The 26,356-nt window shown below is 64.7% G+C and carries 23 protein-coding genes and 3 pseudogenes; 7 read left to right on the top strand and 19 right to left on the bottom strand.

Annotation, left to right across the window (positions count from 1 at the left end; all coding sequences use genetic code 11):
• Positions 1 to 2: 2 nt before the first annotated feature.
• Positions 3 to 1,424, top strand: a complete 1,422-nt coding sequence (locus ACVISU_RS39265) for an MFS transporter (protein ID WP_456710509.1) — start codon at positions 3 to 5, stop codon at positions 1,422 to 1,424.
• Between the two features lie 90 nt (positions 1,425 to 1,514).
• Here the strand turns inward: ACVISU_RS39265 and clpA are convergent.
• Positions 1,515 to 3,924, bottom strand: a pseudogene (gene clpA, locus ACVISU_RS39260) (ATP-dependent Clp protease ATP-binding subunit ClpA).
• A 259-nt stretch (positions 3,925 to 4,183) separates the two neighbouring features.
• Positions 4,184 to 4,516, bottom strand: coding sequence for an ATP-dependent Clp protease adapter ClpS (gene clpS / locus ACVISU_RS39255; RefSeq protein WP_050399822.1), 333 nt, complete (start codon positions 4,514 to 4,516; stop codon positions 4,184 to 4,186).
• A 509-nt stretch (positions 4,517 to 5,025) separates the two neighbouring features.
• Between clpS and ACVISU_RS39250 the strand changes: the two genes are divergently transcribed.
• Positions 5,026 to 6,915: a pilus assembly protein TadG-related protein gene (locus ACVISU_RS39250; protein WP_456710508.1), complete on the top strand. Its 1,890-nt coding sequence runs from the start codon at positions 5,026 to 5,028 to the stop codon at positions 6,913 to 6,915.
• Positions 6,916 to 6,989: 74 nt separating this feature from the next.
• Here the strand turns inward: ACVISU_RS39250 and ACVISU_RS39245 are convergent, their stop codons facing one another.
• The gene (locus ACVISU_RS39245; RefSeq protein ID WP_050399774.1) at positions 6,990 to 7,328 is read right to left on the bottom strand and encodes a phasin family protein; all 339 of its coding nucleotides are present in this window, start codon (positions 7,326 to 7,328) and stop codon (positions 6,990 to 6,992) included.
• Positions 7,329 to 7,751: 423 nt separating this feature from the next.
• Between ACVISU_RS39245 and ACVISU_RS39240 the strand changes: the two genes are divergently transcribed.
• Positions 7,752 to 9,545, top strand: coding sequence for a serine hydrolase (locus ACVISU_RS39240; protein ID WP_456710507.1), 1,794 nt, complete (start codon positions 7,752 to 7,754; stop codon positions 9,543 to 9,545).
• Positions 9,546 to 9,786: 241 nt separating this feature from the next.
• On the opposite strand, the gene ACVISU_RS39235 is transcribed toward ACVISU_RS39240, so the two are convergent.
• Complete coding sequence (locus ACVISU_RS39235; RefSeq protein ID WP_456710506.1) at positions 9,787 to 10,506, bottom strand: DnaJ domain-containing protein; 720 nt, start codon at positions 10,504 to 10,506, stop codon at positions 9,787 to 9,789.
• Between the two features lie 129 nt (positions 10,507 to 10,635).
• Here ACVISU_RS39235 and ACVISU_RS39230 point away from each other — a divergent pair, with 129 nt between their 5' ends.
• Positions 10,636 to 11,043: a DUF302 domain-containing protein gene (locus ACVISU_RS39230; RefSeq protein WP_456710505.1), complete on the top strand. Its 408-nt coding sequence runs from the start codon at positions 10,636 to 10,638 to the stop codon at positions 11,041 to 11,043.
• A 13-nt stretch (positions 11,044 to 11,056) separates the two neighbouring features.
• Here ACVISU_RS39230 and ACVISU_RS39225 read toward each other — a convergent pair whose 3' ends face one another.
• The 3 genes and pseudogenes from ACVISU_RS39225 to ACVISU_RS39215 form a co-directional block, all read right to left on the bottom strand.
• Positions 11,057 to 11,797 (bottom strand): vWA domain-containing protein, encoded by a 741-nt coding sequence (locus ACVISU_RS39225; protein WP_050399778.1) that lies wholly within the window; start codon positions 11,795 to 11,797, stop codon positions 11,057 to 11,059.
• A 98-nt stretch (positions 11,798 to 11,895) separates the two neighbouring features.
• On the bottom strand, positions 11,896 to 12,837 hold the full coding sequence (locus ACVISU_RS39220; protein WP_050399779.1) for an alpha/beta hydrolase family protein: 942 nt from the start codon (positions 12,835 to 12,837) through the stop codon (positions 11,896 to 11,898).
• Positions 12,838 to 13,167: 330 nt separating this feature from the next.
• Positions 13,168 to 13,907: pseudogene (locus tag ACVISU_RS39215) on the bottom strand (helix-turn-helix transcriptional regulator).
• Between ACVISU_RS39215 and ACVISU_RS39210 the strand changes: the two are divergent.
• A pseudogene (locus ACVISU_RS39210) lies at positions 13,901 to 14,144 on the top strand (alcohol dehydrogenase); the annotation flags it as partial. The pseudogenes ACVISU_RS39215 and ACVISU_RS39210 overlap by 7 nt on opposite strands.
• Here the strand turns inward: ACVISU_RS39210 and ACVISU_RS39205 are convergent.
• The 3 genes from ACVISU_RS39205 to ACVISU_RS39195 form a co-directional block, all read right to left on the bottom strand.
• Positions 14,141 to 15,295, bottom strand: a complete 1,155-nt coding sequence (locus ACVISU_RS39205; protein ID WP_456710504.1) for a serine hydrolase domain-containing protein — start codon at positions 15,293 to 15,295, stop codon at positions 14,141 to 14,143. The pseudogene ACVISU_RS39210 and the gene ACVISU_RS39205 sit on opposite strands and share 4 nt — an antisense overlap.
• Positions 15,296 to 15,393: 98 nt before the next feature.
• A complete protein-coding gene (locus ACVISU_RS39200) occupies positions 15,394 to 16,539 on the bottom strand; it encodes a helix-turn-helix domain-containing protein (RefSeq protein WP_456710503.1) in 1,146 nt (381 codons plus the stop codon).
• Between the two features lie 5 nt (positions 16,540 to 16,544).
• Positions 16,545 to 17,468, bottom strand: coding sequence for a division plane positioning ATPase MipZ (locus tag ACVISU_RS39195; protein WP_456710502.1), 924 nt, complete (start codon positions 17,466 to 17,468; stop codon positions 16,545 to 16,547).
• Positions 17,469 to 17,775: 307 nt separating this feature from the next.
• Between ACVISU_RS39195 and panC the strand changes: the two genes are divergently transcribed.
• Positions 17,776 to 18,627 carry a pantoate--beta-alanine ligase gene (panC, locus tag ACVISU_RS39190; RefSeq protein WP_050399783.1) on the top strand — a complete coding sequence of 284 codons (852 nt, stop codon included), beginning with the start codon at positions 17,776 to 17,778 and terminating at the stop codon, positions 18,625 to 18,627.
• A 74-nt stretch (positions 18,628 to 18,701) separates the two neighbouring features.
• On the opposite strand, the gene ACVISU_RS39185 is transcribed toward panC, so the two are convergent.
• The 5 genes from ACVISU_RS39185 to ACVISU_RS39165 form a co-directional block, all read right to left on the bottom strand.
• On the bottom strand, positions 18,702 to 19,142 hold the full coding sequence (locus ACVISU_RS39185) for a DUF1489 family protein (protein WP_050399784.1): 441 nt from the start codon (positions 19,140 to 19,142) through the stop codon (positions 18,702 to 18,704).
• Positions 19,143 to 19,273: 131 nt separating this feature from the next.
• Positions 19,274 to 20,224 (bottom strand): hypothetical protein, encoded by a 951-nt coding sequence (locus ACVISU_RS39180; RefSeq protein ID WP_456710501.1) that lies wholly within the window; start codon positions 20,222 to 20,224, stop codon positions 19,274 to 19,276.
• A gap of 146 nt (positions 20,225 to 20,370) precedes the next feature.
• Positions 20,371 to 20,574, bottom strand: a complete 204-nt coding sequence (locus ACVISU_RS39175) for a hypothetical protein (RefSeq protein WP_092114848.1) — start codon at positions 20,572 to 20,574, stop codon at positions 20,371 to 20,373.
• A 216-nt stretch (positions 20,575 to 20,790) separates the two neighbouring features.
• Positions 20,791 to 21,159, bottom strand: a complete 369-nt coding sequence (locus tag ACVISU_RS39170) for a YidB family protein (protein WP_050399786.1) — start codon at positions 21,157 to 21,159, stop codon at positions 20,791 to 20,793.
• Positions 21,160 to 21,335: 176 nt separating this feature from the next.
• Complete coding sequence (locus tag ACVISU_RS39165) at positions 21,336 to 21,989, bottom strand: glutathione S-transferase N-terminal domain-containing protein (protein ID WP_456710500.1); 654 nt, start codon at positions 21,987 to 21,989, stop codon at positions 21,336 to 21,338.
• A gap of 116 nt (positions 21,990 to 22,105) precedes the next feature.
• Between ACVISU_RS39165 and ACVISU_RS39160 the strand changes: the two genes are divergently transcribed.
• Complete coding sequence (locus ACVISU_RS39160) at positions 22,106 to 22,783, top strand: DUF599 domain-containing protein (RefSeq protein ID WP_050399788.1); 678 nt, start codon at positions 22,106 to 22,108, stop codon at positions 22,781 to 22,783.
• 13 nt (positions 22,784 to 22,796) lie between these two features.
• Here ACVISU_RS39160 and ACVISU_RS39155 read toward each other — a convergent pair whose 3' ends face one another.
• The 4 genes from ACVISU_RS39155 to ACVISU_RS39140 all read right to left on the bottom strand — a co-directional run bounded on the left by ACVISU_RS39155 (position 22,797) and on the right by ACVISU_RS39140 (position 26,315).
• Positions 22,797 to 23,708, bottom strand: a complete 912-nt coding sequence (locus tag ACVISU_RS39155) for a hypothetical protein (protein WP_456710499.1) — start codon at positions 23,706 to 23,708, stop codon at positions 22,797 to 22,799.
• 206 nt (positions 23,709 to 23,914) lie between these two features.
• A complete protein-coding gene (locus tag ACVISU_RS39150; RefSeq protein ID WP_050399790.1) occupies positions 23,915 to 24,697 on the bottom strand; it encodes an aldo/keto reductase in 783 nt (260 codons plus the stop codon).
• Between the two features lie 130 nt (positions 24,698 to 24,827).
• Positions 24,828 to 25,211 carry a hypothetical protein gene (locus ACVISU_RS39145; RefSeq protein ID WP_456710498.1) on the bottom strand — a complete coding sequence of 128 codons (384 nt, stop codon included), beginning with the start codon at positions 25,209 to 25,211 and terminating at the stop codon, positions 24,828 to 24,830.
• A 219-nt stretch (positions 25,212 to 25,430) separates the two neighbouring features.
• On the bottom strand, positions 25,431 to 26,315 hold the full coding sequence (locus ACVISU_RS39140; RefSeq protein ID WP_456710497.1) for an alpha/beta fold hydrolase: 885 nt from the start codon (positions 26,313 to 26,315) through the stop codon (positions 25,431 to 25,433).
• Positions 26,316 to 26,356: the final 41 nt, after the last annotated feature.

Below are 26,356 nucleotides of genomic sequence, written 5' to 3'. Positions count from 1 at the left end.
ACATGTCGTCCGCGATATCAGAGCATCCCGACGGGCTGCCGCAGCCGCAGCGCAATTGGGCCATTCTCACCATCGCGCTCGGCCTCGTGATGGCCGTCGTCGATGGCTCGATCGCGAACGTCGCGCTGCCGACCATCGCGCGGGATCTCAACGCCAGCCCCGCGTTTTCGATCTGGATCGTCAACGGCTATCAGCTGGCGATCACGATCTCGCTCTTGCCGCTCGCCTCGCTCGGCGAGATCATCGGCTATCGCCGCGTCTATCTGGCGGGGCTGTTGCTGTTCACGCTGGCCTCGCTGTTCTGCGCGCTGTCGCACACGCTGCCGCTGCTGACGGTCGCCCGCATCCTGCAGGGGTTCGGCGCCGCCGGAATCCTCAGCGTCAATACGGCGCTGGTCCGCTTCATCTATCCGCATTCGCAGCTTGGCCGCGGCATCGGCATCAACGCGCTGGTGGTCGCGATCTCGGCCGCGGTTGGCCCTACGATCGCCTCGTTCATCCTGGCGGTCGGGACCTGGCCATATCTGTTCGCCATCAACGTCCCGCTCGGCATCGTCACGCTGGCGCTGGGCTGGCGCTTCCTGCCGCACACCAGGCCCGCGGTTCACGCCTTCGACTGGCAGAGCGCAGCGATGAGCGCCATCGCGTTCGGGTTCGGCATCAGCGCGATCGACAGCGCCGGCCACGGCGAAGCGCTCTATCTCTGCGCCTTGGAGTTCGCGATTGCCGCAGTCGCCTCGCATCTCTTGTACCGGCGGCAGCAGCATCTGCCCTCGCCGCTGCTGCCGGTCGACCTGTTACGGATTCCAATCTTCGCGCTGTCGATCGGCACCTCGATCGCCTCGTTCTGCGGCCAGATGCTGGCCTTCGTCGCGATGCCGTTCTATCTCGAGAACCATTTCGGATATTCGGCGGTGCAGATCGGCCTGTTGATCACGCCGTGGCCGATCGCGGTCGCCTTCGCCGCGCCGATCGCGGGCTGGCTGGTCGAGCGCTACCCGGCCGGCCTGCTCGGCGGCATCGGCCTGCTGCTGTTCGCATTGGGGCTGGGCACGCTGGCGTTCATGCCTGCCAATGCGACGCCGATCGACGTGATCTGGCGGATGGCAATCGCCGGCGCCGGCTTCGGCCTGTTCCAGACCCCGAACAACCGCACCATGATCGCCGCCGCCCCGCGCGAACGTTCCGGCGGCGCCAGCGGCATGCTGGGCACCGCGCGCCTGCTCGGACAGACCATCGGCGCCGCGCTGGTCGCGATGCTGCTGGCGCGCTATCCTTCCGACGGCACGAGAATCTCGCTGATGGTCGGCGTCGGCTTTGCCATGGTGGGTGCCGTGCTCAGCACGCTGCGGCTGTCCTCGGCCGGCAGCCGCGGCGCCGATCAGGTGCGGGTCCATGAGGGCCAGCGGCTGAAGGGCGAGTGAGGCGGCGCGCACGCGACTTGCGACTCCAGCGGCACAAACAAAAAGGCCGGCTGTTCAGCCGGCCTTTTCATTTGGTTGTTCGCTCGCGCCTCAGGCCTTGACCATCGGCCCCTTCGAGGCCGGCCCCTTGGTGCCGCCTCCGCCGCCATTGTTGGGGCCACCCTTCGGCGGCTTGCGCTTGCGCGGCGGCAGGCTCTCGGGTTTCGGCGTGACCTGGGCCCTCGACATATTCGAAGCCGATCTTGTCCTTGGCGGCCGCCTCGTCCTTGACGAGGACGACGCGAACGTGTCCGCCGCCCTTGAGGTGGCCGAACAGAACTTCATCCGCGAGCGGCTTCTTGATGTGCTCCTGGATGATCCGCGCCATCGGACGCGCGCCCATCTGTTCGTCATAGCCGTGCTCGATCAGCCAGGCCTTGGCGGGCTCCGACAACTCGATCGTGACGTCGCGGTCGGCGAGTTGGGCCTCGAGCTGCAGCACGAACTTCTCGACCACCATGCCGATCACCTCGGCATTGAGGTGTGCGAAGGAGACGATCGCATCCAGCCGGTTGCGGAACTCCGGCGCGAACTGCCGGTTGATCGCCTCGTGATCGTCGCCTTCTCGCTTCGAGCGGGTGAAGCCGAAGGCCTGCCGCGCGAGGTCAGCCGCGCCCGCATTGGTGGTCATGATCAGGATCACGTTGCGGAAGTTGACCTGCTTGCCGTTATGGTCGGTGAGCCGGCCATGGTCCATGATCTGCAGCAGCACGTTGTAGAGATCAGGATGCGCCTTCTCGATCTCGTCGAGCAGCACCACGCAATGTGGATGCTGGTCCACGCCATCGGTGAGCAGGCCGCCCTGGTCGAAGCCGACATAGCCGGGAGGTGCGCCGATCAGCCGCGACACGGTGTGCCGCTCCATGTATTCGGACATGTCGAAGCGCAGCAGCTCGACGCCCAGCGACGCCGCGAGCTGCTTGGCCACTTCGGTCTTGCCGACGCCGGTCGGCCCCGAGAACAGGTAGCTGCCGATCGGCTTCTCCGGCTCGCGCAAGCCGGCTCGCGCCAGCTTGATCGATGCCGCCAGCGACTCGATCGCCTTGTCCTGACCGAACACCGTGCGCTTCAGGGTCTGCTCAAGATGCTTCAGCACCTCTGCATCGTCCTTCGACACGCTCTTCGGCGGGATCCGCGCCATGGTGGCGATCGTTGTCTCGATCTCCTTGATGCCGATCGTCTTCTTGCGCTTGCTCTCGGCGACCAGCATCTGCGCCGCGCCGGACTCGTCGATCACGTCGATCGCCTTGTCGGGCAACTTGCGGTCATGGATGTAGCGCGAGGACAGCTGCACCGCCGCCTCGATCGCCTCATTGGTGTATTTCAGCCGATGGTAATCCTCGAAATAGGGCTTGAGGCCCTTGAGGATCGCGATCGCGTCTTCCACCGTCGGCTCGTTGACGTCGATCTTCTGGAAGCGCCGCACCAGCGCGCGGTCCTTCTCGAAGTGCTGACGATATTCCTTGTAGGTCGTCGAGCCCATGCAGCGGATCGTGCCCGAAGCCAGCGCAGGCTTCAGCAGGTTGGACGCATCCATCGCGCCGCCCGAGGTGGCGCCGGCGCCGATCACGGTATGGATCTCGTCGATGAACAGGATGGCGTTCGGATGCGCCTCCAGCTCCTTCAGGACCTGCTTGAGCCGCTCCTCGAAATCACCGCGGTAGCGGGTGCCCGCGAGCAGCGTGCCCATGTCGAGCGAGAACACGGTCGCGGCCGCCAGCACCTCAGGCACGTCGCTGTCGACGATGCGCTTGGCGAGGCCTTCGGCGATCGCGGTCTTGCCGACGCCGGCTTCGCCGACGAACAGCGGATTGTTCTTCTGGCGGCGGCACAGCACCTGGATCGCACGGTTGATCTCGGCATTGCGGCCGATCACCGGATCGATCTTGCCGTCGCGCGCCTTCTTGTTCAGGTTGACGCAATAGGTCTCGAGCGCCTCACCCTTCTTCTTGGCGTCCTCGTTGCCCTTGGTCTCGGTCTCCTCGTCGACGCCGCGCACCGGACGCGCCTCGGAGACGCCGGGCCGCTTGGCGATGCCGTGACTGATATAGTTGACGGCGTCGTAGCGCGTCATGTCCTGCTCCTGCAGGAAATACGCGGCGTGGCTCTCGCGCTCGGCGAAGATCGCGATCAGCACGTTCGCGCCGGTCACTTCCTCGCGACCGGACGACTGGACGTGAATCACCGCGCGCTGGATCACGCGCTGGAACCCGGCGGTCGGCTTCGCGTCGTCGGCGCCGTCAGTCACCAGGTTTTCGAATTCGGTCTCGAGATAATTGACGAGGCTGGTCCTCAGCTTGTCGAGATCGACGCTGCAGGCCCGCATTACCGCCGCCGCATCCGAGTCATCGATCAGCGACAGCAGAAGGTGTTCGAGCGTCGCGTATTGATGGTGACGCTCGTTCGCGATCGCCAATGCACGATGCAAGGATTGTTCTAGGCTTTGGGAAAAAGTAGGCATTCGCGTCCTCTATGGCCCCCGGCCATCATGATCGCCATTACCGGGTCAGGCAATAACAACCTTCGTGATCGCCATTGATATAGTTACGACGGATCGTGGCGAAAGACCGGTCCCGAGGTGATGGTTTTCTTCTAAAATTCAGGCGCCGGGACGTGGTCCGGCCGCGCCCCGTGATCATACGGGAACACCGTCCGCTGCCGTCAAAAACGCGAAGCAAGACCCGTTCCGCTTCCCGCGGCAGGTCAATCGTTGCCGCGAACTATTTCTTTTCCATCACACATTGCAGCGGATGCTGATGCTTCCGCGCGAAGTCCATGACTTGCGTCACCTTGGTCTCGGCGATCTCATAGGTAAACACGCCGCACTCACCGATCCCGTGATGGTGGACGTGCAGCATGATCTTGGTCGCCGCCTCGGCGTCCTTGTTGAAGAATCGCTCCAGCACGTGAACCACGAACTCCATCGGCGTGTAGTCGTCGTTCAGGATCAGGACGCGATACAGGTTCGGGCGTTTGGTCTTCGGCTTGACCTTGGTGATGACCGAGGTCGACGGGCCGCCGCCCGCTCCATTGCGGTTATCGTCATTGCTCATTTTCGGCGCCGGCGCGGCGGACACCGCGGGCTTGGCCGAAACCGGCTCGGAGATCGGGACTGTCAACGTGTATCGCAGCATGGCTCAGGCGTTCGAATTCCCCAAGGAGACCGGCGGGAAACCGGTTGGCAATTGGAAGGTGGACGCGATTGCCGCAAGACTGATCGCGGAACCCCCAGCAAGTACTCTCCGATTGCCGCTCCCGGTCCGATCCGGCGGCCGGATTGACCTCCCGAATATGGGCCTCACGACGCCCCGCCGCAAGCGCAGACCCGCCGCAGCCCACCGGTTCGTCTCCCGGCGCGGCAACCCCGCAAGGTTAATCTTTTCTGCCCGATTTGACAAAGGAGCAGGGCATCCAGTTTAGACGGCATTCAGGATGGCACCTGCTTTTGCCCTGCTTTTGACCATCTGCGGGGGCCGCGCCACCGGGTTTCCCTAGGCCGATTCACCATCTGTTTAGCCACGCTAGTCGAGATGGCCCCGCAATCCATTTTGACGAGGGCGCCATGCTTGGCTCAGCCGTTTCCAATCGCATCCGCGCGGCCCTCCGCCGGTTTTCCAGGGCAACCGACGGCAATGTCGCGGTGATCTTCACCCTCGCCATCCTGCCGATCCTCGCCTTCGTGGGCGCTGCAATCGACTATACCCGCGCCAACAACGCCCGCACCGCGATGCAGGCGGCCCTCGATTCCACCGCGCTGATGCTGTCCAAGGATCTGACCATGGGCACCATCACGGCCGCGCAGATCCCGAGCAAGGCGCAGACCTATTTCAACAGTCTCTTCACCAACAAGGACGGCCAAGGCATTGCCATCTCGGCCACCTATACGACCCCGACCGCGAACACGGCGGCGACCATTCTCCTGAGCGGGTCCGGCTACATCAACACCTATTTCATGAAATTTGCTGATCTGTCCGGCGGCAATTTCCAGAAAATGAACTTCGGTACCTCGACCACCACCACCTGGGGCAACGTCAAGATGCGCGTCGCCCTCGCCCTCGATAACACGGGGTCGATGGCGGACAACGGCAAGATTACCGCGCTGCGCAACGCGGTGGCAGGATCCGGCGGCCTGATCGACCAGCTCAGCGCGCTGAGCAAGAACAACGGCGACGTCTACATCTCCGTCATCCCGTTCGCCAAGGTCGTCAATGTCGGCTCCAGCAACTATACCCAGAACTACATCGACTGGACCGACTGGCTCAATCCTCCGACCACGCAGCCCAACAACGGCAGCACCCAGGCAACCCTTCCCATGAACTGGCATGCGGTGGGACCGGGTGCACGATGCCCCTGGACCAACGGGAACGGCGGCTTCACCTGCACGAAGGGGCCGACCAATTCATCCAGCACGACCTACATCCCGTCGAGCGGGACCTATTCGGGCTACATCTGCCCGAGCGTCGATTACAATTCGCACACGAAATACAATGGCTGCTGGGTCAGCACGCAAGTTGGCACGGGCGTATTCTGCTCCGGCTCGAACTCGTGCTCCTGTCCCACGGACTCGACGGGCAACCCCGTCAGCGGCTGCAGCTGCGGCACCAAGAACGGCGTCTATCAGTGCACCGGCACGCTGTATACCCATGACTGGACACAGCCGGGCCCCAACGACACGGTCGACAACAAGAGCCAGCCCCGGGTCACCGCCGTCGTCGGCTGGACCAACAACCAATGGACTGCGACCAACCAGACGCCGACCGTGGTGAACAACTGGCAGCAGCCCTCCACCAATCCCATCAGCACATGGACAGGCTGCATCACTGACCGCACGCAGCCAAACGATGCGACCGGCGTACTGCCGAACACATCCGACGTCACCACGATGTTCCCGGCCAACGAGTACTATGAAAACAGCACGGCCTATTGCAGCAGCAGCGCCTCGACGACGCTCGGGCCGATCATCCCCCTGAGCTACAATTGGAGCGCGCTCAAGACGGCGGTCAACGCAATGCAACCGACGGGCGGCACCGACCAGTCGGTCGGCCTCGCCTGGGCGTGGCAGTCCCTTCTGGTGGGCGGTCCGCTAAACGCGCCTGCCGAGGACGCCAACACCACCTACAACCGGGTCATCATCATACTTTCCGACGGTCTGAACACCGAGGACCGCTGGCCCGATTACGGCGACGGCAGTTCACAGGCCTCAGGCAATCCGATTGACGCCAGGCAGGCCCTGCAGTGCCAAAATCTGCAAGCCGCAAAGGATGCCAACGGCGCGCCGATGTACACGATCTACGCGATCCAGGTGAACACGAGCGGCGATCCGACCTCGACCGTGTTGAAGAACTGCGCCAGCAGCCCCGACAAGTTCTTCATGCTGACCAGTTCAACCCAGATCGTGACCACGTTCAACACGATCGGAACCGCTCTCAGCAAGCTGCGGCTGGCGAAATAACCGCCCGCTTCACGCGCAACAAAAAAGCCCGGCCAAAACGGCCGGGCTTTTGGTTTATCTTGGATCGGCGACGCTTACTGAGCGGCGGGCGCGAACTTGGAGACCAGGCCCTCATAGGGCTTGAAGGTCTGCTTGGCGCAGTCGCTGTAGAGGCCGGCGATCTTCTGCGATTCCGCGACGAAGGTCTCGTAGGACGAGCGCAAGAACTCGGTCTGGGCCTCGAGCGCCTTGTCCAACGACTTCACGCCCGACAGCTTCTCGACGAACGACTTGGTGTCCTCAAACGACTTCTTGGCGTAGTCGCCATAGGCGGTGGCGATCGCCTGAACGCCGCTCTGCAGGTTGTTCGCAGACGCAGTGACGGACTCGAAATGCTCTTTGCCGTAGTTCTGAATGTCTTCGATCTTGACCATGGATGGAATTCCTTTTCCCAGACTTGAAGGCGCAAATTCCCATTGCCGGGAAGCTCCCGGCCCCCAGACAACGATTGGAATATCGCATCGCACAATAAAGTCAACAAATATTGTGCGCCGCACAATGATGTTTGCCCGAATCCTGAGCATTTGCCATAAACCTTGGGGAGCTACGCAACGGTTGCTTAATCTTTTGGAAACTCGGGCCGCCTAACCTGATTCCCGGACTTTGTTCGCCTTCCGACGGACAGCCTTGAAAGCTGTTTGTGAACAACACCTTAGCTAGAAGAGCGACCTGAGCCGCCATGAGGGCCGATGGTTCTGCCCGAAGTGGTCTGTTGCGCAGGCAAGGATCGACGGCCGCCGGGCACAATTTCGCCTCACGAGCCGGTGATCTAGATAGAAATTGGGACGGGGAAGTAGATGCTTCGAACAACCTTGGCCTCCTCGCGGGCGCTGCGAGTTGGCGTTCTTGGGCTCGTTACCGTCACGACGGCGATCCTGATCACCAGTGATAGCGCGGAGGCGCGCCGTCACCGGCGTCACACCGCACGTCACCACCACAGCGAGTCCGCGCGCGAAAGCTACAGCCCGCAATTCGCGTCGATCGTCGTCGACGGCAACAGCGGCTCGGTGCTGACGTCGAACAGTCCCGACGGCCTGCGGCACCCCGCCTCGCTCACCAAGATCATGACGCTCTATCTGCTGTTCGAGCGCCTCGATTCCGGAAAGATGAAGCTCGACACCGAGATGCCGGTCTCCGAGCACGCCTCCGAGCAGGACCCGACCAAGCTCGGCCTGCGGCCCGGCCAGACCATCAGGGTCGAAGACGCCATCAAGGGCCTCGTCACCCGCTCCGCCAATGACGCCGCGGTCGTGATCGCCGAGGCGATCGGCGGCAGCGAAGACGACTTCGCCCGGATGATGACCCGCAAGGCCCGCGCGCTCGGCATGAGCCGGACCACCTACCGCAACGCCTCCGGCCTGCCCAACGACGAGCAGATCACCACCGCGCGCGATCAGGCGACGCTCGGCCGCGCCATCCAGGATCGCTTCCCGCGTTACTATCGCTACTTCTCGACCACGGCGTTCAATTTCCGCGGCCACACCATCACCGGCCACAATCGCCTGCTCGGCAGCGTCGAGGGCGTCGACGGCATCAAGACCGGCTACACCCGCGCCTCCGGCTTCAACCTCGTCACCTCGATCCACCGCGGCAACCGCTTCCTGGTCGGCGTGGTGCTCGGCGGCCGCAGCGGCGGCTCGCGCGATGCCATCATGCGCAACCTGCTGGCCGAAAACATCGGCAAGGGCGCGACCACCCGCACTGCCGCCGCGATTACCGAGCGCAACCCGGCCGACGCCAATGTCGAGGTTGCCGATGCCGACAACGGCCGCAGCGCGGACACCGCGCCGGTCGCGGCCTCCGAGCCCGCTGCGGCAGCCGTCGCGGTGCAGTCGCCGCGCCCGGCGAGCAAGCCTTCGCTGATGGCGGCAGTCGCCGCCGCTCTGCCACCGCCCCCGGCGAAGCCTGAGCCGCAGGCCAAGCCCGAGCCGGCCCCGTTGACCTCAGGCGTGATCCAGACCCAGCCGATCACCGCGATCCCGGGCTCAGCCGAACCGATGAAACCGGTCAAGGTGAAGACCGTCCAGGTGAAGGCCGGCCAGGTCAGGCTTGCCGCCGCAGGCCCGGCACAGTCCGCGCCCCCGATCACCAGCACCATCCCGTCACGCGGCGAAGTTCCCGAGACCTCCAATGCGATGATAGCGCGGGCTGCCGAGACCTCGCGGCCCGAGATGCCGGCGCAGCCGGCCAATTTCGGCACCGGCAACGGCATCCTCGGCGTGCTGCCGGCCTCGGCCGTCCATGCACCGGCCGCCGCTCCGGCACCGCAGGCCGCGGCCTCGATCGAACCGACCCGCAGCCTGCAGGCCTCCCCGCAAACCAGCGTCGTCAAGCCAGGTGCCCCGCATTCCGGCTGGATCATCCAGGTTGGCGCGCTCGAGTCTGAAGGCGAGGCCAACAAGCGTATCGACCTTGCGCGCAGCTCGGCCCGCGGCCTGCTCAGCAAGGCTGACCCGTTCACCGAGGTGGTGGCCAAGGACAATCGCAAGCTCTACCGCGCCCGATTTGCCGGCCTCGAGCGCGATCAGGCGGAAGCTGCATGCAAGACGCTGAAGCGCGCCGAGATCTCCTGCATCACCGTTCGCAACTGATCGACGCGATCTCTTCATTGCAAAGGGCCGGCGCCGCAAGCGCCGGCCCTTTTGCTTGGCAGGCCGCCGTGAACGACCGACCTTTCCGCGCGCGGCGCAACCATGAAACTTCTCGTCAAGATTTTACGGTTAAGTTTTCCCGAAAGAACGATCGGCCACGCCGGACAGCGGCGGGCCACGCGGGGCATCAATCAGAAACGGAAGGCAGCTCTCGGCTGTGGCGTCAGTAGCGTAGCCGGAGTTAGAGATGCGTGCGAAGCAGAGTATCCTTGGCCTCGTTCACACGGGCAGCGAGATACGTCGAGCCCCCCTGGTCGGGATGCAGTTTCTTCATCAGGGTGCGGTGAGCCCGGCCAATATCGTCACGCGACGCTCCCGGCTGCAGGCCAAGGATCTGATAGGCCTCCTCGTTCGTCATTTTGCCACTCGCCGCCGCGCGGCCCTGCCCCCCTGTCCGATCGCCCTGCGCGTCCTGACGCCAGGCGGGAAAGCGGCGGTCCAGATAGCTTTCAAGTAGCGCTACGCTTTCGGCGTCGAAGCTCGGCACCATCGCCAGCAGCTGCGACAGGTCGAACTCGTCGAGCATGCGGCCGGCCTGCGGTCCCGCCACGATCTGGCCCTTGAGCACGCCGCTGTCGTGATCGAGGCTCATGTCGAGATATTGCGAGCGCACCCGCGAGCTTTGTCCCTGATTGCGCGAGCCGCCGAACATGCCGCCGAAATTGGGAAGACCGGTGCTCCCGAACGGCGACCAGCCGAGCAGTCCGGCGCCGAAGATGCCGAGCGGGATTGCCACCGCCAGTTCGCCCCGCACCCCGGTAAAGGCCGCAACGGCAAGCGCAAGCACCCCGCCCCCGATCTTGATCGCACGCGCGAGCACGGCAGGATTGGCCGCACGAAACATCTGCAGCGCGGAATAGAGGACGACAACGGCGACGACGCCGGCGATCAGGGTTGGCATGCGCGGAATATAAGCGGCCCGGCGGCAAAAAGCATGCGAAGCTTCGTCTCACTGGAGCGTGAAGGCGTATTGCGTGGCGCCGTCCCCTGCGATTGAGTAGCCTGCGGCAATCGCGCTGGAGCAAGCTTAATGGCGATCGACGGACTGATCAGCCTTCGCAGCGATGCCGGGCCGAAGCAAACGGCCGACCGGCTCAAGGCCGAGCTGCAGGCGCGCGGTCTGACCTTGTTCGCGCAGATCGATCATGCGGCGGGCGCAGCTAGCGCCAGTCTTGCACTCCGTCCGACCGAACTGTTCGTGTTTGGCAACGCCAAGGGCGGCACGCCCTTGATGCAGGCTGCGCAGAGCATCGGGATCGATCTGCCGCTTAAGGCGCTGGTCTGGCAGGACGAAGCCGGCGCCTGCTGGTTCTCCTACAATGATCCGGCCTGGCTGACGGAACGGCACGGCGTCGCGGAGCCGACCCAACAGGTCACGGCCGGCATGTCGGCGCTGCTCGGCGCAATCGCCAAAGCCGTGACGTCGGGCGTAACCTGACCCGGCGGGGGGCCTATTTCATCTGGCCGATCAGCCTCGCCGCGCCGCTCGCCGTCTTCGCCAGCTGCAGCAGCGCCTCGCGGCCGCCGGCAGCATAGGCCGCCGCGGCGCGCAGCAGTTCGCGGAGTTGTGCCGCCGCGCCGGGATCGAACCTGCACCATGCGCCGCCGGTCAGCCGCGCGATCTCGCGAAACGTCCGCTCGGCGGTTGCGTCCGCGCCCTCCTGGAACATGAAGACCGGCACCTTGAGCAGGCCGAGCTCACCGGCGCTTGCGCACAGCGCATCCGCGTTCTCCTCCATCGCGTCGCCCACGAACACCAGCGCGCGCACGCCTGCCGCAACCGCCTCGCGGCGGGTCTCCGACAACACCTTGCCGATCTGGGTATTGCCGCCCCGGCAATCGATCTTGCTCATCAACCGCGCGAGCTGCGCGCTGTCGGAGATCCAGCCCGACGCACGGCACTCGTTGAAGCCACGATAATAGACGAGGCGGATATCGAGGCTGCCGAGCGCGCCAGCCTCGCGGAACATGTCCGCTTGCAACGTGCACGCCATGTCCCATGTCGGCTGCCGGCTCATGGTGGCATCGAGCGCGAACACCAGCCGGCCGCGTGCGCCGGCGCGATGCGGCGACATCGCGCGCGCCTTGGCCACGAACGCGGCGATGTCATTGGCGCTCGATGCCGGTGCGCCAGGCGCATCGGCCGGGCGCACCTCGCTTCCCGATGTCGGTCTGATCGTCTTGCCAGCCATCAGCGCTTGCCTCGTACAGCAAACACTATGTGGGCCGCGGTATCGGATTGGTCAACGTTGCGCGCCCGCCGAGCCGGTTCGGATCCCGGGCAGCCCCTTCAGTTGGTGACCGACGGATCCTTCTTGGTCTCGGTCTTGGTCAGCGAGAGCGACTTCTTGACCTTCTCGCCAAAGGTCTGGGGCTTCTCGACCGGCACGTAGAGCGAGACGGGACCCGGCTCCAGAATCTTCGGCGGCGCATTCCTGGTGTCGACCGCCGCGACATCGCTGTCGGTGTCGGCCAGGAATTTATCGAGCATCGCCTGGATCGAGTCCTTGGCCTTCTCGGGTCCGGTGTCGCGCATGTCGTTGTGCTGGAAGTTGGTGTTCACGACAGTGATGCCGGCCTTCTCGCACTGCTCCTCGTCCGGCACGACGCCGGGATCGGGTTTGAATTGCTGATCGTGCGATCGGAACGAGAGGATCTTGAACTTGCCGTCGGTCATGAACGGAACGCGCAGATTGTCCAGCGTGACGACCTTCTTGATCTCGTCAGGATACTGCTTGGCGAAATACATCGCGATGTCGCCGCCATTGGAATGGCCGACCATTGTCAGCTTGCTGTAGTCCGCGTTCGGCTGACGCTTCTTCATCTCCTCGATCGCAAATTTGATGTTGGTGATGCCGCGCTGATATTGCGGCAGGCGCCCGACATAGAGCTCGCCGACCTTGGTCACCATCGGTCCGTCCGACGGCAGGTCGTTCTGAATGCTGATGGTCAGATAGCCGCGCGCGGCGAACACATTCGCGAGGAAGGAATATTCGGTAAATTTGACGGTATTGCCATGATTGAGGATCGCAACCGGGAGCTTGATCATGCCGGCGTCGGCCTGCATCTCCTTGTCGAAGCGCACGGCAACGTCGACCGCGACCGGCCGCTCATCGCGGGTCGGATCCTTGAACATGAGAGTTTCGTGACGGATCGCCCACTTGCTCGCGGTGAAATACGCACCCGTAATCACAACGGAGAGCGAAAGCAGAACGAGAATTCCACGCTTCATGACGTCCTCGAGGTGCCAGCCTTTACAGGGCGATTTTGGCGGAGGCTCTTCGGCCTCCTTTTGAGAATATATGTCACAGCGCCGTGACAGGAAGTCCAAATATTGTGGCTTCGGTGGCATAACGTTGTGCGTCGCACCTATACTTTGTGCAATTGCACACGCCTTGCCGTGAGGGCTCGTGCTCTCCTCTCCCCTTTGACGCGAGTTCCCAAGGTTGCGTTCGAGCGTTGAATCGCCCTTGGATCGACGCTGGGGAGAAACTGGATTTCGGCTGCTTTGTTCCGGCTTTTTGGCCGTGGCGTGGCCAAAATCACCGGGAAACCACGGAATTCAGCCAATTTCCGTGTAGATAATCAGCTTCAGGCCGGGATCGTCGTTGGCCTGGAAGGTGGCGTATTCAAATGTCAGCCGGCCACGCTTGGGGTGGTTGAACTCCTTTCGGCCGGCGACGCTGACGCTGACATCGTGGGTCCCCCACCAGCCGTCGAACTCCGGGCAGCCCCGCCGAAGCCGCGCCTGCAGATCGAGAAATGCGGGGTCGCCGGCCCAGAGGTCGTGGGTCCGGCGGAACTGGGTCGCGATACGCCGCGCTTCCTCGGCCCAACTGGCGCCGAACAGCCGTCGGCTCCTGGAGTTGGTCAGCACACAGATCAACGTGTTCCGCTCGTTCTCCGGCAAGCGGCCGAAGGCGAAGACCTCCTCCGCGGCCTTGTTCCAGGCCAGCACGTTCCATCGCCGTCCCGTGACATAGGCCGGCTGGTTGAGGCTTTCGACGACCCGCCGGATCGCGGGCGGCACGGCCTCCGCGGCGAACGGCCGGCGGTCGCCGTCCTTCGCAAGCGCCCGCAGGTGCGTGTGCTCGGCCTTGCTGAGGCGCAGCGCCCGCGCCAGCGCGTCGACCGTGGTGGCGGACGGGCTGACCGAACGGCCCTGCTCGAGGCGGATGTACCAATCGACCCCGACACCGGCGAGTTCGGCCACCTCCTCGCGGCGCAAACCGGGCGTGCGGCGCCGCCGCCCGGCCTGGGCGCGGTGAGCTTGGGCGTCAGCTTCTGCCGCCGAGAGCGCAGGACCGGGGCTCGACCTGCCCTACCCCTGGATCATGCGCGAATGCATCAGCATTCACGGTGTGTGGATGTATCCGCCGGAGGCCACCTTCGGCCTCGTCAACCTCGCCCGCGCCGGGCTGTTGCGGCTCGATCAGTTCGAGGTCACCACCTTCGATCTCGGACCACGCCAACCACGCCGTGGCACACGCCGCCGCCAATAGCGGCCCGTTCAAGATGACGGTGCTGGAGCCGAACTAGGTCGGCGGCGAAATCGCACCCAGGACGTCTTTGAAGACGGCGTACTGCGCGCGAAAGGCCTCCGGGCTGTAGTCCTGATAGTAGCCTCCGGTCACCACGACAACGAGATCGAGCTCCGGCACGATGCGGATCGACTGCCCGCCACGCCCCAACGCGCCGACCCATTGGACTGCGCGCCCATTGGACTGGGAGCGGCCGAGCCACCACAGGTATCCATATTGCTGATGCTCCGAGGCCTTGAGTTTCGGTGCCGTCGAGCTCTCGATCCATGCCTTTGGGACGATCTGGCGACCGTTCCAGCGGCCACCCGCGAGGACGAGCTGGCCGATCTTGGCCATGTCGCGCGGTCGCAGCCGCAAGCCGCCACCGGCGTCGGTGTCACCCTTGCGGCGCTTCCACTCCACGGCCGTGATGCCAAGAGGCTCAAACAACACCTCCCGAGCAAATTCGTCTAGCGGGCGTCCGGTCGCCTTGCGCACGATGGCCGATACGAGCGCGAGCGCGCCGGTGTTGTAGAAGAACTCCTGTCCCGGCGGGGCCGTCACCGGAAGACCGAGGACGTACCGGCAGGAATCGGGCGACCTGTTCATACGCGCCTCGTCGTTGTCCTCGTCTCCCGTCTCCGGCGTCGCCTCCATCCACTTCTGACCCATCGACATTGTGAGTGCGTGCACCAATTTGAAACGGTTCCGCTCAGGAGAATGCAGATCGGACAGTTCGGGGAAGAAATTCAGGATCGGTTCGTCGACGCTGGCGATCAGGCCGCGATCGATCGCGATACCTGTTGCGAGCGACGCGACGCTCTTCGAGACCGACTTCATGTCGTGCAGCGTGTCGGCATCGAAGACGACGTTCCTCAGCTTGCGGTTGTCCACCTCGTCGGGACCGCTGAAGTACCGCTCGAACACCAGGCCGCCTCCGCGCGCGACGAGGACGGAGTGCACGTTGGTAGTCTTCGCGAGGCGATCGGCCATCCTGCACAACGCACCGCGATCGACGAGCCCGTCCTCAGTCACGGGGGCGACGGGCCAACCGTCGTCGCGGCGAACCGGAGCGCTGCAGCCATTGGAGGGGTCCGCGACAGCTGGCAATCGGGCGAGCGGTGTCAACGCAGCGCCCCCGAGCAGTGAAACAAACTGGCGCCGATCCATTCGATCCTCCACTTCGCAGCCCTTGCGACCGCTTGGAGAAGTCTGCCCAATGTCTTCGGTCCGCGCTTGCCGGGTTCAGAATTCGGCTGGCCGATTCCTCAGTCCGACTGGCCGATTCCTGGCTTTCCTGCGCTTCCTGGGCTGCTCGCGCCGTCACCGAACGCGTGCTTCGCCAGCGCCAGCCGCCGGAATTCGGTCGGTGTCAGGTCGGTGGCGGCCTTGAACGCCCGGTTGAACGGACCGATCGACTGAAAGCCGGCGTCCATCGCGATCGTCAGCACCGGCACTTGCTTCTGTGTGGGATCCGCGAGAGCCGCACTGGCATCCTCAATTCGGTAGTGATTGAGGAATGCATTGAAGTTGCGATACCCGAGCCCTTCGTTGATCAGCTGCCGCAGCCGGTATTCCTGAACGCCGAGCTCGGCCGACAGCGAACCGATGGTCAGTTCCCGCCGATAGGCGCAGTCGACCGTCATCAGGCGCTGCAACCTGCGCAACAGCTCGGCATCGACCGCCGACGGCTTGTCCTCCCGTCCAGGCGGAGCCCCGCCGATACCGCCGGGAACTTGAGCCGCGGCGGGCAGAAGGACGGACGGCTGCTGTGTTGGTGCCACCTGAAACCGGCTCCATGCCGTGATACCGAGCAGCGCCCCCAGCACGGACGCGTTGGCTGCGCTCCAGACCGATGAACTGGCGACCAGGGTCGGCCAAACATTGTGAAAGAAAACGGCGGCGCTCCAGGCCACCGCACCGAGCAGGACGATCGCGCGCAACCGCCGCCGTCCCGCCATCAGGTCCGCCTGCCATGTCGCAACCGTCTGTGCCGCGGCCAGCACGGCGAAGCCGAGATAGACGAACGATAGTGAATCATCGAGCCCACCCCGGAGCACGCCTCGAGCGGGCCAGGCATCGAACAATTGCGCGCCGACGACCGCGACCAGCAAGGCGCCGTGCCACGGCCGGAGCACGAAATCGTCATCGAAGGTCGCGCGCGCCCAGAGCCAGAACAGCACCGATCCGCTGCAGGACAAGGCCAGCAGGATCAGCGCCCAATATGGCCATGGCCGCGGAAATCCCGGCGCCCCGGAAATGGCGGAAGCGGCGACTGCAACCACCAGCGCGGCGGCCAGGCGTGCCGCCGTGTCACGGCGGTCGCGCAGCAACACGGCTGCGATCAGCAACGACAATCCGACGACGGCACCCCGACAACCCAGATCGATCGCCGCCAACGCGCTGCTGCTCACGATCGCTAGCTGCCGATGATGTCGTCGACTTCGAGCGGCTTGTCCACCTGGCTGAACCATTCGGCCCGGTTGGCGGCGCGGCGGCGGCCGCGCTCGTCGAGCGGCAGCTTGAGCTGGCGCAACAGCCCCATCACCTCCTCACGGGCGGTGACGTGCCCGAGGCTCGGGCGGGTGCCGAGCGTCGCTTCGTCGATGTCGTCGAGCGCGGTCAGCCCGCGCGGGAAGAATTCGCGATAGACCACCCGCTCGGCAAAGCCGTCGACCGCACGGAACCCGAGCCGCAGCGACAGCTGCTTCAAGCCGTCGGCGACCAGCTGCTTGTTGCGCGAGCCGAGCATCGACAGCCGGTTGCGCACCACGATCCAGTCGGTCGAGGCCCCGTCGAGCTGGCGACGCTTGCGCCTGGCGTCGCGCACCATCTCCGCATAGTGGCTCTCGCCGATCACCGCATAGGTCGCGGGATCGACGGTGCCGAGCACGTCGAAATCGAGGAAGCTGTCGTTGATCGGCGTCACCAGCGTGTCGGCCATCGAATGCGCGAGCCGCATCAGGTAACTGTCGGAGCCCGGGGTATCGATGACGATGAAATCATAGGCACGTTCCACCGCGCTCACCGCGGCCATGAACTGCTGGAACTCGGCGTTCTCGTTCTCCTCGATCTGCATCGTCTCGCCGTACTTGATGCAATAATGCGCGGGGAGCTCGAGATCGAGCCCGGAGCGGCGAGCCCAGGCCTGGCGATTGCCGATGTAGCGGGTAAAACTCTGCTGGCGGCAGTCGAGATCGATGCTGGCGACGCGCTGTCCGGCCTTCAGGAGCGCAACGGCGATATGCAGGGCGGTGGTCGACTTGCCCGAACCACCCTTCTCGTTGCCGAGCACCACGACATGTGCGGAGCCGGATTGACCCTGACTAGCCTGCACCAACATGATTCAATCCCCGCAATGATCTTCAAATCGCGCACGGCTGCGGTCAAGTGAAATGCATCACTGCGCAACGAAATCAATTGCAGCCGCCCTTAATGATGAATCGAACGCGCAAGCTGGCTGCGTCGATCGCAGCCGGCTGCGTCGATCGGCGGCGCGCGGCCAGCGATCCATGCGCGTGCGAGATCGGGTAATGCTTGCGCGGCGGTTTGCCGATGACGGTTCGAACTTGGTAAGCTCCGCTACCTGCCGAATGCCAGACGTTCTACCCGGATTCCCCCACCCAGCTTGCCCCGCGAGTCGAGACCAGATGCCGAGAAATCCCACCGTCGTCCGTACCGTCCCCGCCCTTCGTCGCGCCGTCGACACCCTGCGCGCCAGGAAGGCGACCGTCGCGCTGGTCCCGACCATGGGTGCGCTCCATGACGGCCATGTGTCGCTGGTGCGGCTCGCCAAGCGCCGCGCCAAGCGGGTCGTGGTCTCGATCTTCGTCAACCCGACGCAATTTGCCCCCACCGAAGACTTCGGTTCGTATCCGCGCACCTGGAAGGAGGACGTCGCCAAGCTCGCCGCCGAGGGCGTCGACCTGATCTGGCACCCCGAGGTGAAGGCGATGTACCCCGACGGCTTCGCCACAAGGATCGTGCCGGAGGGACCGGCCACCGCCGGTTTGGAGGATCGCTTCCGGCCGCACTTCTTCGGCGGCGTCGCCACCGTGGTCGGCAAGCTGTTCACGCAAGTCCGGCCCGATGTCGCGATCTTCGGCGAGAAGGACTTTCAGCAGCTTCGGGTGGTGACCCAGATGGCCGCGGATCTCGACCTCGGCGTCAAGGTGATCGGGTCGAAGACGGTGCGCGAACGCGACGGCCTCGCGATGTCGTCGCGCAACGTCTACCTCTCGGCGGAGGAACGGCGCGCGGCCCCCGCGCTCAACCGGGTGATGAAGCAAGCGGCGGGCCGCCTGCGCGCCGGCGAGGACCCCGCGACCACCATGGCCGCCGGCGCCGCTGAGATCACCAGGGCCGGCTTCGTGCTGGATTATCTCGAGGTCCGCCACGCTGCCTCGCTGGCGCCGATCGGGTCGCTGAAGGACGGCCCGATGCGGATGTTGGTGGCGGCAAGGATCGGCAGCACACGCCTGATCGATAACATCGCGGTCTGAATGGGGCCGGCGGCATTTCGTGACGCAGCGACCCGCGCCAGCCTTCTTCCGATTGCTCCGAGCAGTCCGATCGTTCAAAGCAATCCGAGGTCGCGCAATTCGCGGCGCATCGGCTCCGGCATCGACGCCACGCTGGCTGCACTCGACTTGGTCAGATCCGCGGGCGCGGAGTCGGCGGTCAGGTAGCGCCAGCCCTGGAACGGCCGCATCGGCCGCGGCGAGACCGCGATCACCTTGGGCTGCATCACGATGCGGCAGCGTCCGATGCCGTCCTTGTCGCGGAACGGCTCGATCGCGATGATCTTCTCACGCGCGGCGATCTCGCCCCGGATCACCCAATACAGCGAACCGCCGGCGAGGATCTCCTCCTCGCGTTTCGGCGTCATCCGCGTGATGTGGACGTGACGGAGCGGCAGGCCCTTTTTCTTCGCGGTCGCCATCCGCTCGGCGACCCAGCCCTTGAGTTCCTTGACCGAGTCGCAACCGACGGCGAGCTTGATGAGATGAAGCGGCATCCGCGGGATGTAGCTGCCGGCGGCCGCTTTGGAAAGGGAGCGAAATCGGCGGCAGTGGATATCGGGATTTCCTGCAAGGAATGATGCAACGACGACGGCTCAGGCCGCCGTCGTCACGCACGGTATCACGCTCAGTCCTGGCTCGCGGCCGCCGGCGCACTCGCCGCGGCAGGTGGCGGCGGTGCCGCCGGCGCAGCAGCCGGCGCGATCTGGACCGGGCGCTTTGCTGCAGGCGGCCGCTTCGGGGCGGCGGGAGGCGCGGCAGCAGCGCGTGCGGCCGGCGGCGGGGCCGCGGCGGCCGGCTTCGCCGGTTCGGACGTCATGATGCTGACCGGCGGCGTCGACGACGCGCTCGGAAACTCCGCATTGGTCGGCTTGCCGGTGGGCATCGACGGCGGCAGCGCCGCGACCAGGCCGGCGGTGGCCGACGCCTGCGCGCCGGCCGGCGCGTTCCAGGACGCCGCGTAGCGCGTGACCAGGTTCTCGTACGTCCGCTCGTTCATGTTGTTGATGATCTGATGGTTGTCGCCAAGCGAGCGGAACGCGGGACATGCAGTCGGGGTGCAGTGGTCCCGCGCCATCAGCGCATAGGCCACTAGACCGTAGCGGTCGTGCTCGACGGCGCGGCGCAACGCCTGCAATTCGGTGGTCGTATTGCGCTCCGCGGTTGCGAGGTCGCCGAGCGCGGTCAGGCGCGAAATTTGCGCCGCCGCATAGCTGACCGCGGCTGCAGCCGTGTCGGACGAGCCGAACAACACCTTCTCGCAGGCATTGAGGACGGCGTCTCCGGCGAGGTCGTCGATGCAGGCCAGCGCCGGCGCGGTCTGGCTGGTGAATTGCGCCGTGCGCGTGTCGGCGGGAGCCGCCTGCCCGCCCGGCCCGAAGCCGCGGATCGTCGCGGCGACCGCAACCGCGATCGACAGCAGCGTGATGACGGTCAGCGCGCCGTTGGCGACGGACTTTTCCGCGCGCAGCAGCGTGACCAGGACGACGATCCCAAAGAAGCCCGCCGCGGCCAGCGTCAGCCACATCGGGAAGGTCGGTGAGCGCCAGATCTGATCCAGCGAGGAAGCCCAATTCATGCGCGATGTCCCTCAACGCAGCGTAAGCACAACCGGCGACGGCGAACGCCGCCACCCCGACGTCCAACCTTCAGCACAATGGGTCTGCGAACAGGGCCTTTTGACGGCGACGGCGCGGATCCCGCTCCAGCCACCGCACAACGCGTTCAGGACAGCGCCAGCTGACTCTCCTTAGCCACTCGTTCGAAAGCTTCAGTCGAGCTCTTGATGCGATACTGGCAATCGTCCCCATCGGTCGGCAGGAGGCGGATCACCTCATAGGTGCCGCTCGCAGCGGGGCGCGCCACGTTGCTGGCCGTGAAATAGACGATCTCGCCAATCGAGTACTTATGCTTCAACGCCCTCTCCATTTTCTTAGAGATTGCTGGCTGAGCTGACAGTCCCGATAGCTCAAGCCGGCATTTTGAGAACCCTGCGGCAAGCTAGCACATCGCCCTGCCCCAAATCCAGCAAGATTGGGGCGTGGCGGAGGTGCGATTTTGCAGATTTTTCAGAGCGATAGGCAGCAATTTGCGCGCCGGCCGAAAATTGCCCGCCGACCTCGGCCGGAACCCGGTTCCAGCGGCTCAGGCGGTATGCGGCAACTTACCGTTGGGGCTCGCGCCGTCGACGGCTGCCGGAAGTTGCTGGGCCAGCACCTTGGACAGCTGGTCGACCGGGATGTTGAACTTGGCGGCGAGCTGCTTGACGGTGTCGCTGCCCAGCACCTCCTGGAGCTGCTCGGCAGTGATCGGCAGGTTCTGGCCGGTGCCGATCCAGGATTTGACCTGTTCGCCGAGGCCGGCCTGCTCGAGCTTGGCGACGATCGCCGACAGGCCGCCCTGCCCGCCATTGCCCATCACCTGGCCGAGCACGACCGGGATCACAGCCGCCCCGAGCTGGCCAATCATGCCCTTCAGCTCCGGCGAGTTCTCCAGGGAATCGAGAATGCCCATGGTCTAAGTCCTTTCACGACTTGCAAAACCGCTGCTCCGGATTCGACGCCTTCGGCCCCGCGGCGTCAAGCCGCGATCTTTGTCGGCGCTGTCACAATTCGGCAGCGCAAGAAGCGTTTTCGAGCGAGGTGGATGCCGGCTCGCGTGAAGAAAACGCGGCAAAACAAGGATCTAGCTCAGGCGTCCTCGAATCGGTCGATCCGCAGCGTCTCGGCGAGGCCGTCGCTTGTCCATTGCTGGAACGCCGGCAGCTGCATCATGGCATCGACATAATGCTGCGCCTCGGGCTTCACCGGGATTGCGTAGGTGCGGAAGCGATGCACCACGGGCGCGTACATCGCGTCCGCGCCGGAGAATGCCCCGAACAGGAACGGACCCTGTTTGCCGTAGCGCGCGTGGCAGTCGGCCCAAATCTCCTCGATCCGCGCCACATTGGCCCGCGCATCGTCCGACAGCGCCACGGCGCGGATCGGCCGGTGCAGGTTCATGCCGCATTCGCTGCGCAGCGGCACGAAGCCGGAGTGCATCTCGGCCGAGATCGCGCGGGCATGCGCGCGCGCGGCGCGATCCGAAGGCCAGAGCTTCGCCTCGGGAAACTTCTCGGCAAGATACTCGATGATCGCCAGCGAATCCCACACCGTGACGTCGCCGTCGATCAGCGTCGGCACCTTGCCGGCCTTGCTGAAGCTGAGGATACGGTCCTTGTCGGCCTGGTCGGTGTAGAGCGGAATGAAGACTTCCTCGAACGGGATGTCGTTGGCGCGCAGCGCCAGCCAGGGCCGCATCGACCATGACGAATAGTTCTTGTTGCCGATGACGAGCTTAAGCATGTCCGGGAATCCTGTTGGCACGCCAGTTTGCCATAGTGCATTGCACGCGTTCAACCTGTACATGACGCGGGATGCAGCGCGGCGGACCGGCCGCACGTTGACGAAGGAAGACAGCAATGACCGGCTATTGGGTCGACATCCTGGCCGTCGGCTTCTTTGCCCTGGAATGGCTGGTCTATGCCATCACGCTGGAGCACACCGCCTATGGCCGCGACAGCCTGTCGGCGCGCATGCATGTCTATCGCGAGATCTGGGTCAGGAACCTGCTCAACCGCGACGCGCGGATGGTCGACATGCAGATCATGGCCAGCCTGCAGAACGGCACCGCGTTCTTTGCCTCCACCAGCCTGATCGCGATCGGCGGCGCGCTGGCGCTGCTGCGCGCCACCAATGACGCGCTCACCGTGCTCGGCGCGCTGCCGGTCAACCTGACGCCCTCGCCCGCGCTGTGGGAGATCAAGTGCATCGGGCTGATCCTGATCTTCATCTACACGTTCTTCAAATTCGCCTGGGCCTATCGCCTGTTCAACTATGTTGCGATCCTGTTCGGCGCGATGCCGCCGGCCGGCCAGCGCGACACGCCGGAGGCCGAGGCCCACGTGATCCGCACCACGCGGCTGTTCGAGACCGCGGGCCGGCACTTCAACCGCGGCCAGCGCGCGTTCTTCTTCGCGCTCGGCTATCTCGGCTGGTTCGTCAGCCCGTGGGTGCTGTTCGCCACGACAGCCGCGGTCGTCATCGTGATCTGGCGCCGGCAATTCGCCTCGAATGCGTGGCAGGCGATGGGGAGTTGAGATTTGCCCCGGCTCACGACGCGAAATCGCGCGGCGTGAAGTCGAGGTCGAGCACCTTCCATTCGCCGTAGCGATCCCGCGGCAGCATCGCGTAGGGCTGGCAGGCCTGCAGCGCCTCGGTCGCGCTCTTGAGCAGCAGCGGCCCTTTTTCCGATGCGGTGGCTTCGATCAGCAAGGGCGCCGCGCCGAGCTTGCCGTCGGGCTTCATGAACACCCTGAGCTTGATCCTGACGTCGTCGCCGGTGCTCAGCGTCGCCGGGAGCTTCATGCAGCTCTTCAGATGACGGCGGAATTCGGCGACCACGCTGGAGCCGACGTCGGCCTGCTCGGTGGCCGCGGCGTCGAAATTGTCCTTGCCGGGACCGGGGCCGTGCGGCGCTTCCGGCAGCTTGACGGGGATGTCGGGCGGCAGGCCGAGCATGACATTGTATTTGACGGACAGGTCCGGCTCGGGCTGCGCATAGGCAGGTTGCGACGGCGGCGTTGCTTGCTGCGCCATCGGCCGGGGCATCGGTGGCGTCTGAGGTGCCGGGGGTGCGGCCGGCTGCTCGAGCGCGGCATGCTGCGGAGCCGGGCTGGGTTTGGGCTCCGGCGTCGCCTGCTTCTGCGGCGGTTGCTGCTGGGTCTGCTGTGGTTGCTGTGCGGGCGCTTGCGCTTTTGGTTCAGACTTCGCGGTGTCGACCGGCTTGTCGAGCGAAGGCAATTGCAGTTCGGGCGTCGGCGACGGGCTCGGCACCGGATCGGGCTTGATCTCGGCCTGGACCTCGCTCCTGGCGACCTCCTGCGGCGTCACGATCTCGACCGGCACCGTGTCAGCTGCGACGGGATCGAACTGATGCACCTCCGAATACAGGAAAATCAGCCCGAGCAGCATCAGGTGCACGAACACCGATGCCATCAGATCCGCGTTTGGCCGAAACTTCATCCCACTCGATCACATCAGTGCCGTCTCCCCGACGGTCACAATACCGGCCGGAACCCGCCGGCCTCAATCCCCATTCGGTCGAGAACCGCAATCGGCCATCGGGCAATAGCATGATCCGGACCCGTGCCCAGCCATTTTCCGCGTCGCGATTCACAGGCAGGGACCCGATGGGCCATAGGTCGTCAGATGAGCCGCCGGATCGGCCGTCAGCGCGTGGCGCTCCCCATCGCCGAAATTTCGCGCATGTCCTCATCCGACAATTCGAAGTCGAAGATGTCCAAATTCTCCTGGAGCCGCTCGAGCTTCGAGGTGCGCGGGATCGCGGCGACATTCTGCTGCACCAGCCAGCGCAGACTGACCTGGGCAGCCGACTTGCGATAACGGTCACCGATCCGCGTCAGCGCGCGGTCGCCCTTGACTCGCCCTTTCGCGATCGGGCTGTAAGCGACGAATGCCATGCCATGGCGTGCACAGGCCTCGATCACATCGGCCTTGCCCAGATAAGGATGATACTCGACCTGATCGCAGGCGAGCGGCTCGGGGCACGCCGCCACCGCCTCCTCGATCAGTGCCACATTGAAATTCGAGATCCCGATATGCCTCGCCAGTCCCGCCTGCCTGACCCGCGCCAGCGCGCCGAGCGTCTCGGCAAGCGGCACCTGCGGATTGGGCCAGTGCAGCAGCAACAGATCGACCTCGGTCATCCGCAGCCGCGCCAGACTCTCCTTGGCGGACCGTTCGAGATCCTTGGCCATGAAGTGCGTGGTCCAGACCTTGGTGGTGACGAACACATCATCGCGCTTGATGCCGGAGGCGCGCAGCCCCTCGCCGACCTCACGCTCATTGTCATAGATCTGGGCGGTGTCGATATGCCGGTAACCCAGTCGCAGCGCCTGCTCGACGATGCGGGCGCAGGTCCGCCCGCGCAGCTCCCATGTGCCGAGCCCGATCGCGGGGATTCTGGCACCGTTGCCTTCGACCACATTCATGCGGCCATTATGCGCGCACGACGAAGACCTGCCAACTCACGTATGAGTTCCGCGGTGAGCCGTCGCGACCGCTCACCGCTCCGGCTGGTAACCATCGGTCAACGTCTTCAGGAACGCGATGATGCCGGCTTCATCCTGCGCCGTCGCAGAGATGGCGCTCGAACGGCGGATCGCTGACGTCGACATTGCCGTGATGCTTCACCGGCAGCTCGTCGTATTTCTGCACCGTACCGTCGGCGGCACGCGGATACACCTTCTCCGGATTGGTATCGCGGAAGTTATAGAAATCGAGCACCTGCTCGAGGCTGGTGAAGACGCCATTGTGGAAGAACACACGGCGGGTTGCGGAGTTGCGCAGGGTCGGCGTCAGAAACATTCCGCAACGCTGCGTCTGCTCGGCAACGTTCGTGCGATACGGAAACTCACGCGGCAATTGCAGCGCGCGCGAACGGCGGGTGAACGCAACGCTGAACGCGCTTGCGGAGCCATAGCCGACGCGTTCTGGCCGGACCAACGCATGATGCGATCAGGTTGCATCGGAGCGGCATCACTTCTCCCTTCGGAGAGGTAAACCGAGAGAAAGGGATGCCGCACAATTTCGGAATATTAGAAGAGTATCCCTGAGTTGCCCGACGTGTCAAGTTGAATGCCGGCCGCCGCCCGCTACTTTGCATGGGGTTGTTTTCGATATTTTGGCGTCGGCCCTGCGACGACCCCGTCATTTCACGTTGTTCTAGCCCTTCATTCCCGTGATAGAGGCACTGACCGCACGCGGATCGCGCTGCGGCCAGCGGCCGCTTTCGACCTGCGCCAGGAAATCGCCGACGATCCGGTTGTATTCGTCGGGCTCCTCGATGTTGATGGCGTGGCCGCAGTTCGGCATCACCGCAAGCGCGGCGGACGGGATGCTCTGCTTCATCAGGATGCCCGGCAACAGGCACGGCCAATCCTCGTCGCCGGTGATGACCAGCGTCGGCACCGTGATGCGCTTCATCTCATCGACCAGCGTGTAGAGCGAGGGACGCTCCTTCTGCACGCCCTGCTGGGTGTTGGCCGATCCCACCGCCGAGTGCTCGGCCAGCATGGCCTTGAATTCGGCGTGGCCGCGGGGGTCCTTGTTCTCGTACTGCACGCGGGTCGGCCCGTAGGCATAGCGCTCGGCGAACGCCGGCATCCCCTCCTTGCGGATCATGGTGGCGATCACGTCGGCCTCGGCGCGAAACGTCTCGCGCTTATCGAGCTCGGCGCCGTAGCCGCACCCGCCGATGCACAGCGACAGCGCTCGCGTCGGATGACGCAATCCGAAATGCAGCGTTGCAAAACCACCCATCGAGAGGCCAATGATATGGGCCTTGGGCGCACCGATATGATCGAGCACCGCCAGGATGTCGTCGGCTGCGCGCGCCTGCGAGTAGGACGAGACCTGTTCCGGCACGTCAGACGGCGGAAAGCCGCGCGCATTATAGGCGATGGTACGGAAGCGCTTGCCGAAATGGCGCATCTGCGGCTCGTAACTGCGCAAATCGCCGGCGAATTCATGGACCAGGATCACCGGATGGCCGGATCCGGTCTCCTCGAAATAGAGCCGCACGCCGTCATCTGTTATAGCAAAGGGCATGGTGGTCTCCTGCCTTCTTGTTTCGCGGGTTGCTTCCTTCG

The sequence above is a fragment of the Bradyrhizobium sp. USDA 4452 genome (assembly GCF_054063575.1).
Note: the sequence above shows the minus strand (reverse complement) of the source record. Positions and strands in the feature narration are given on the sequence as shown.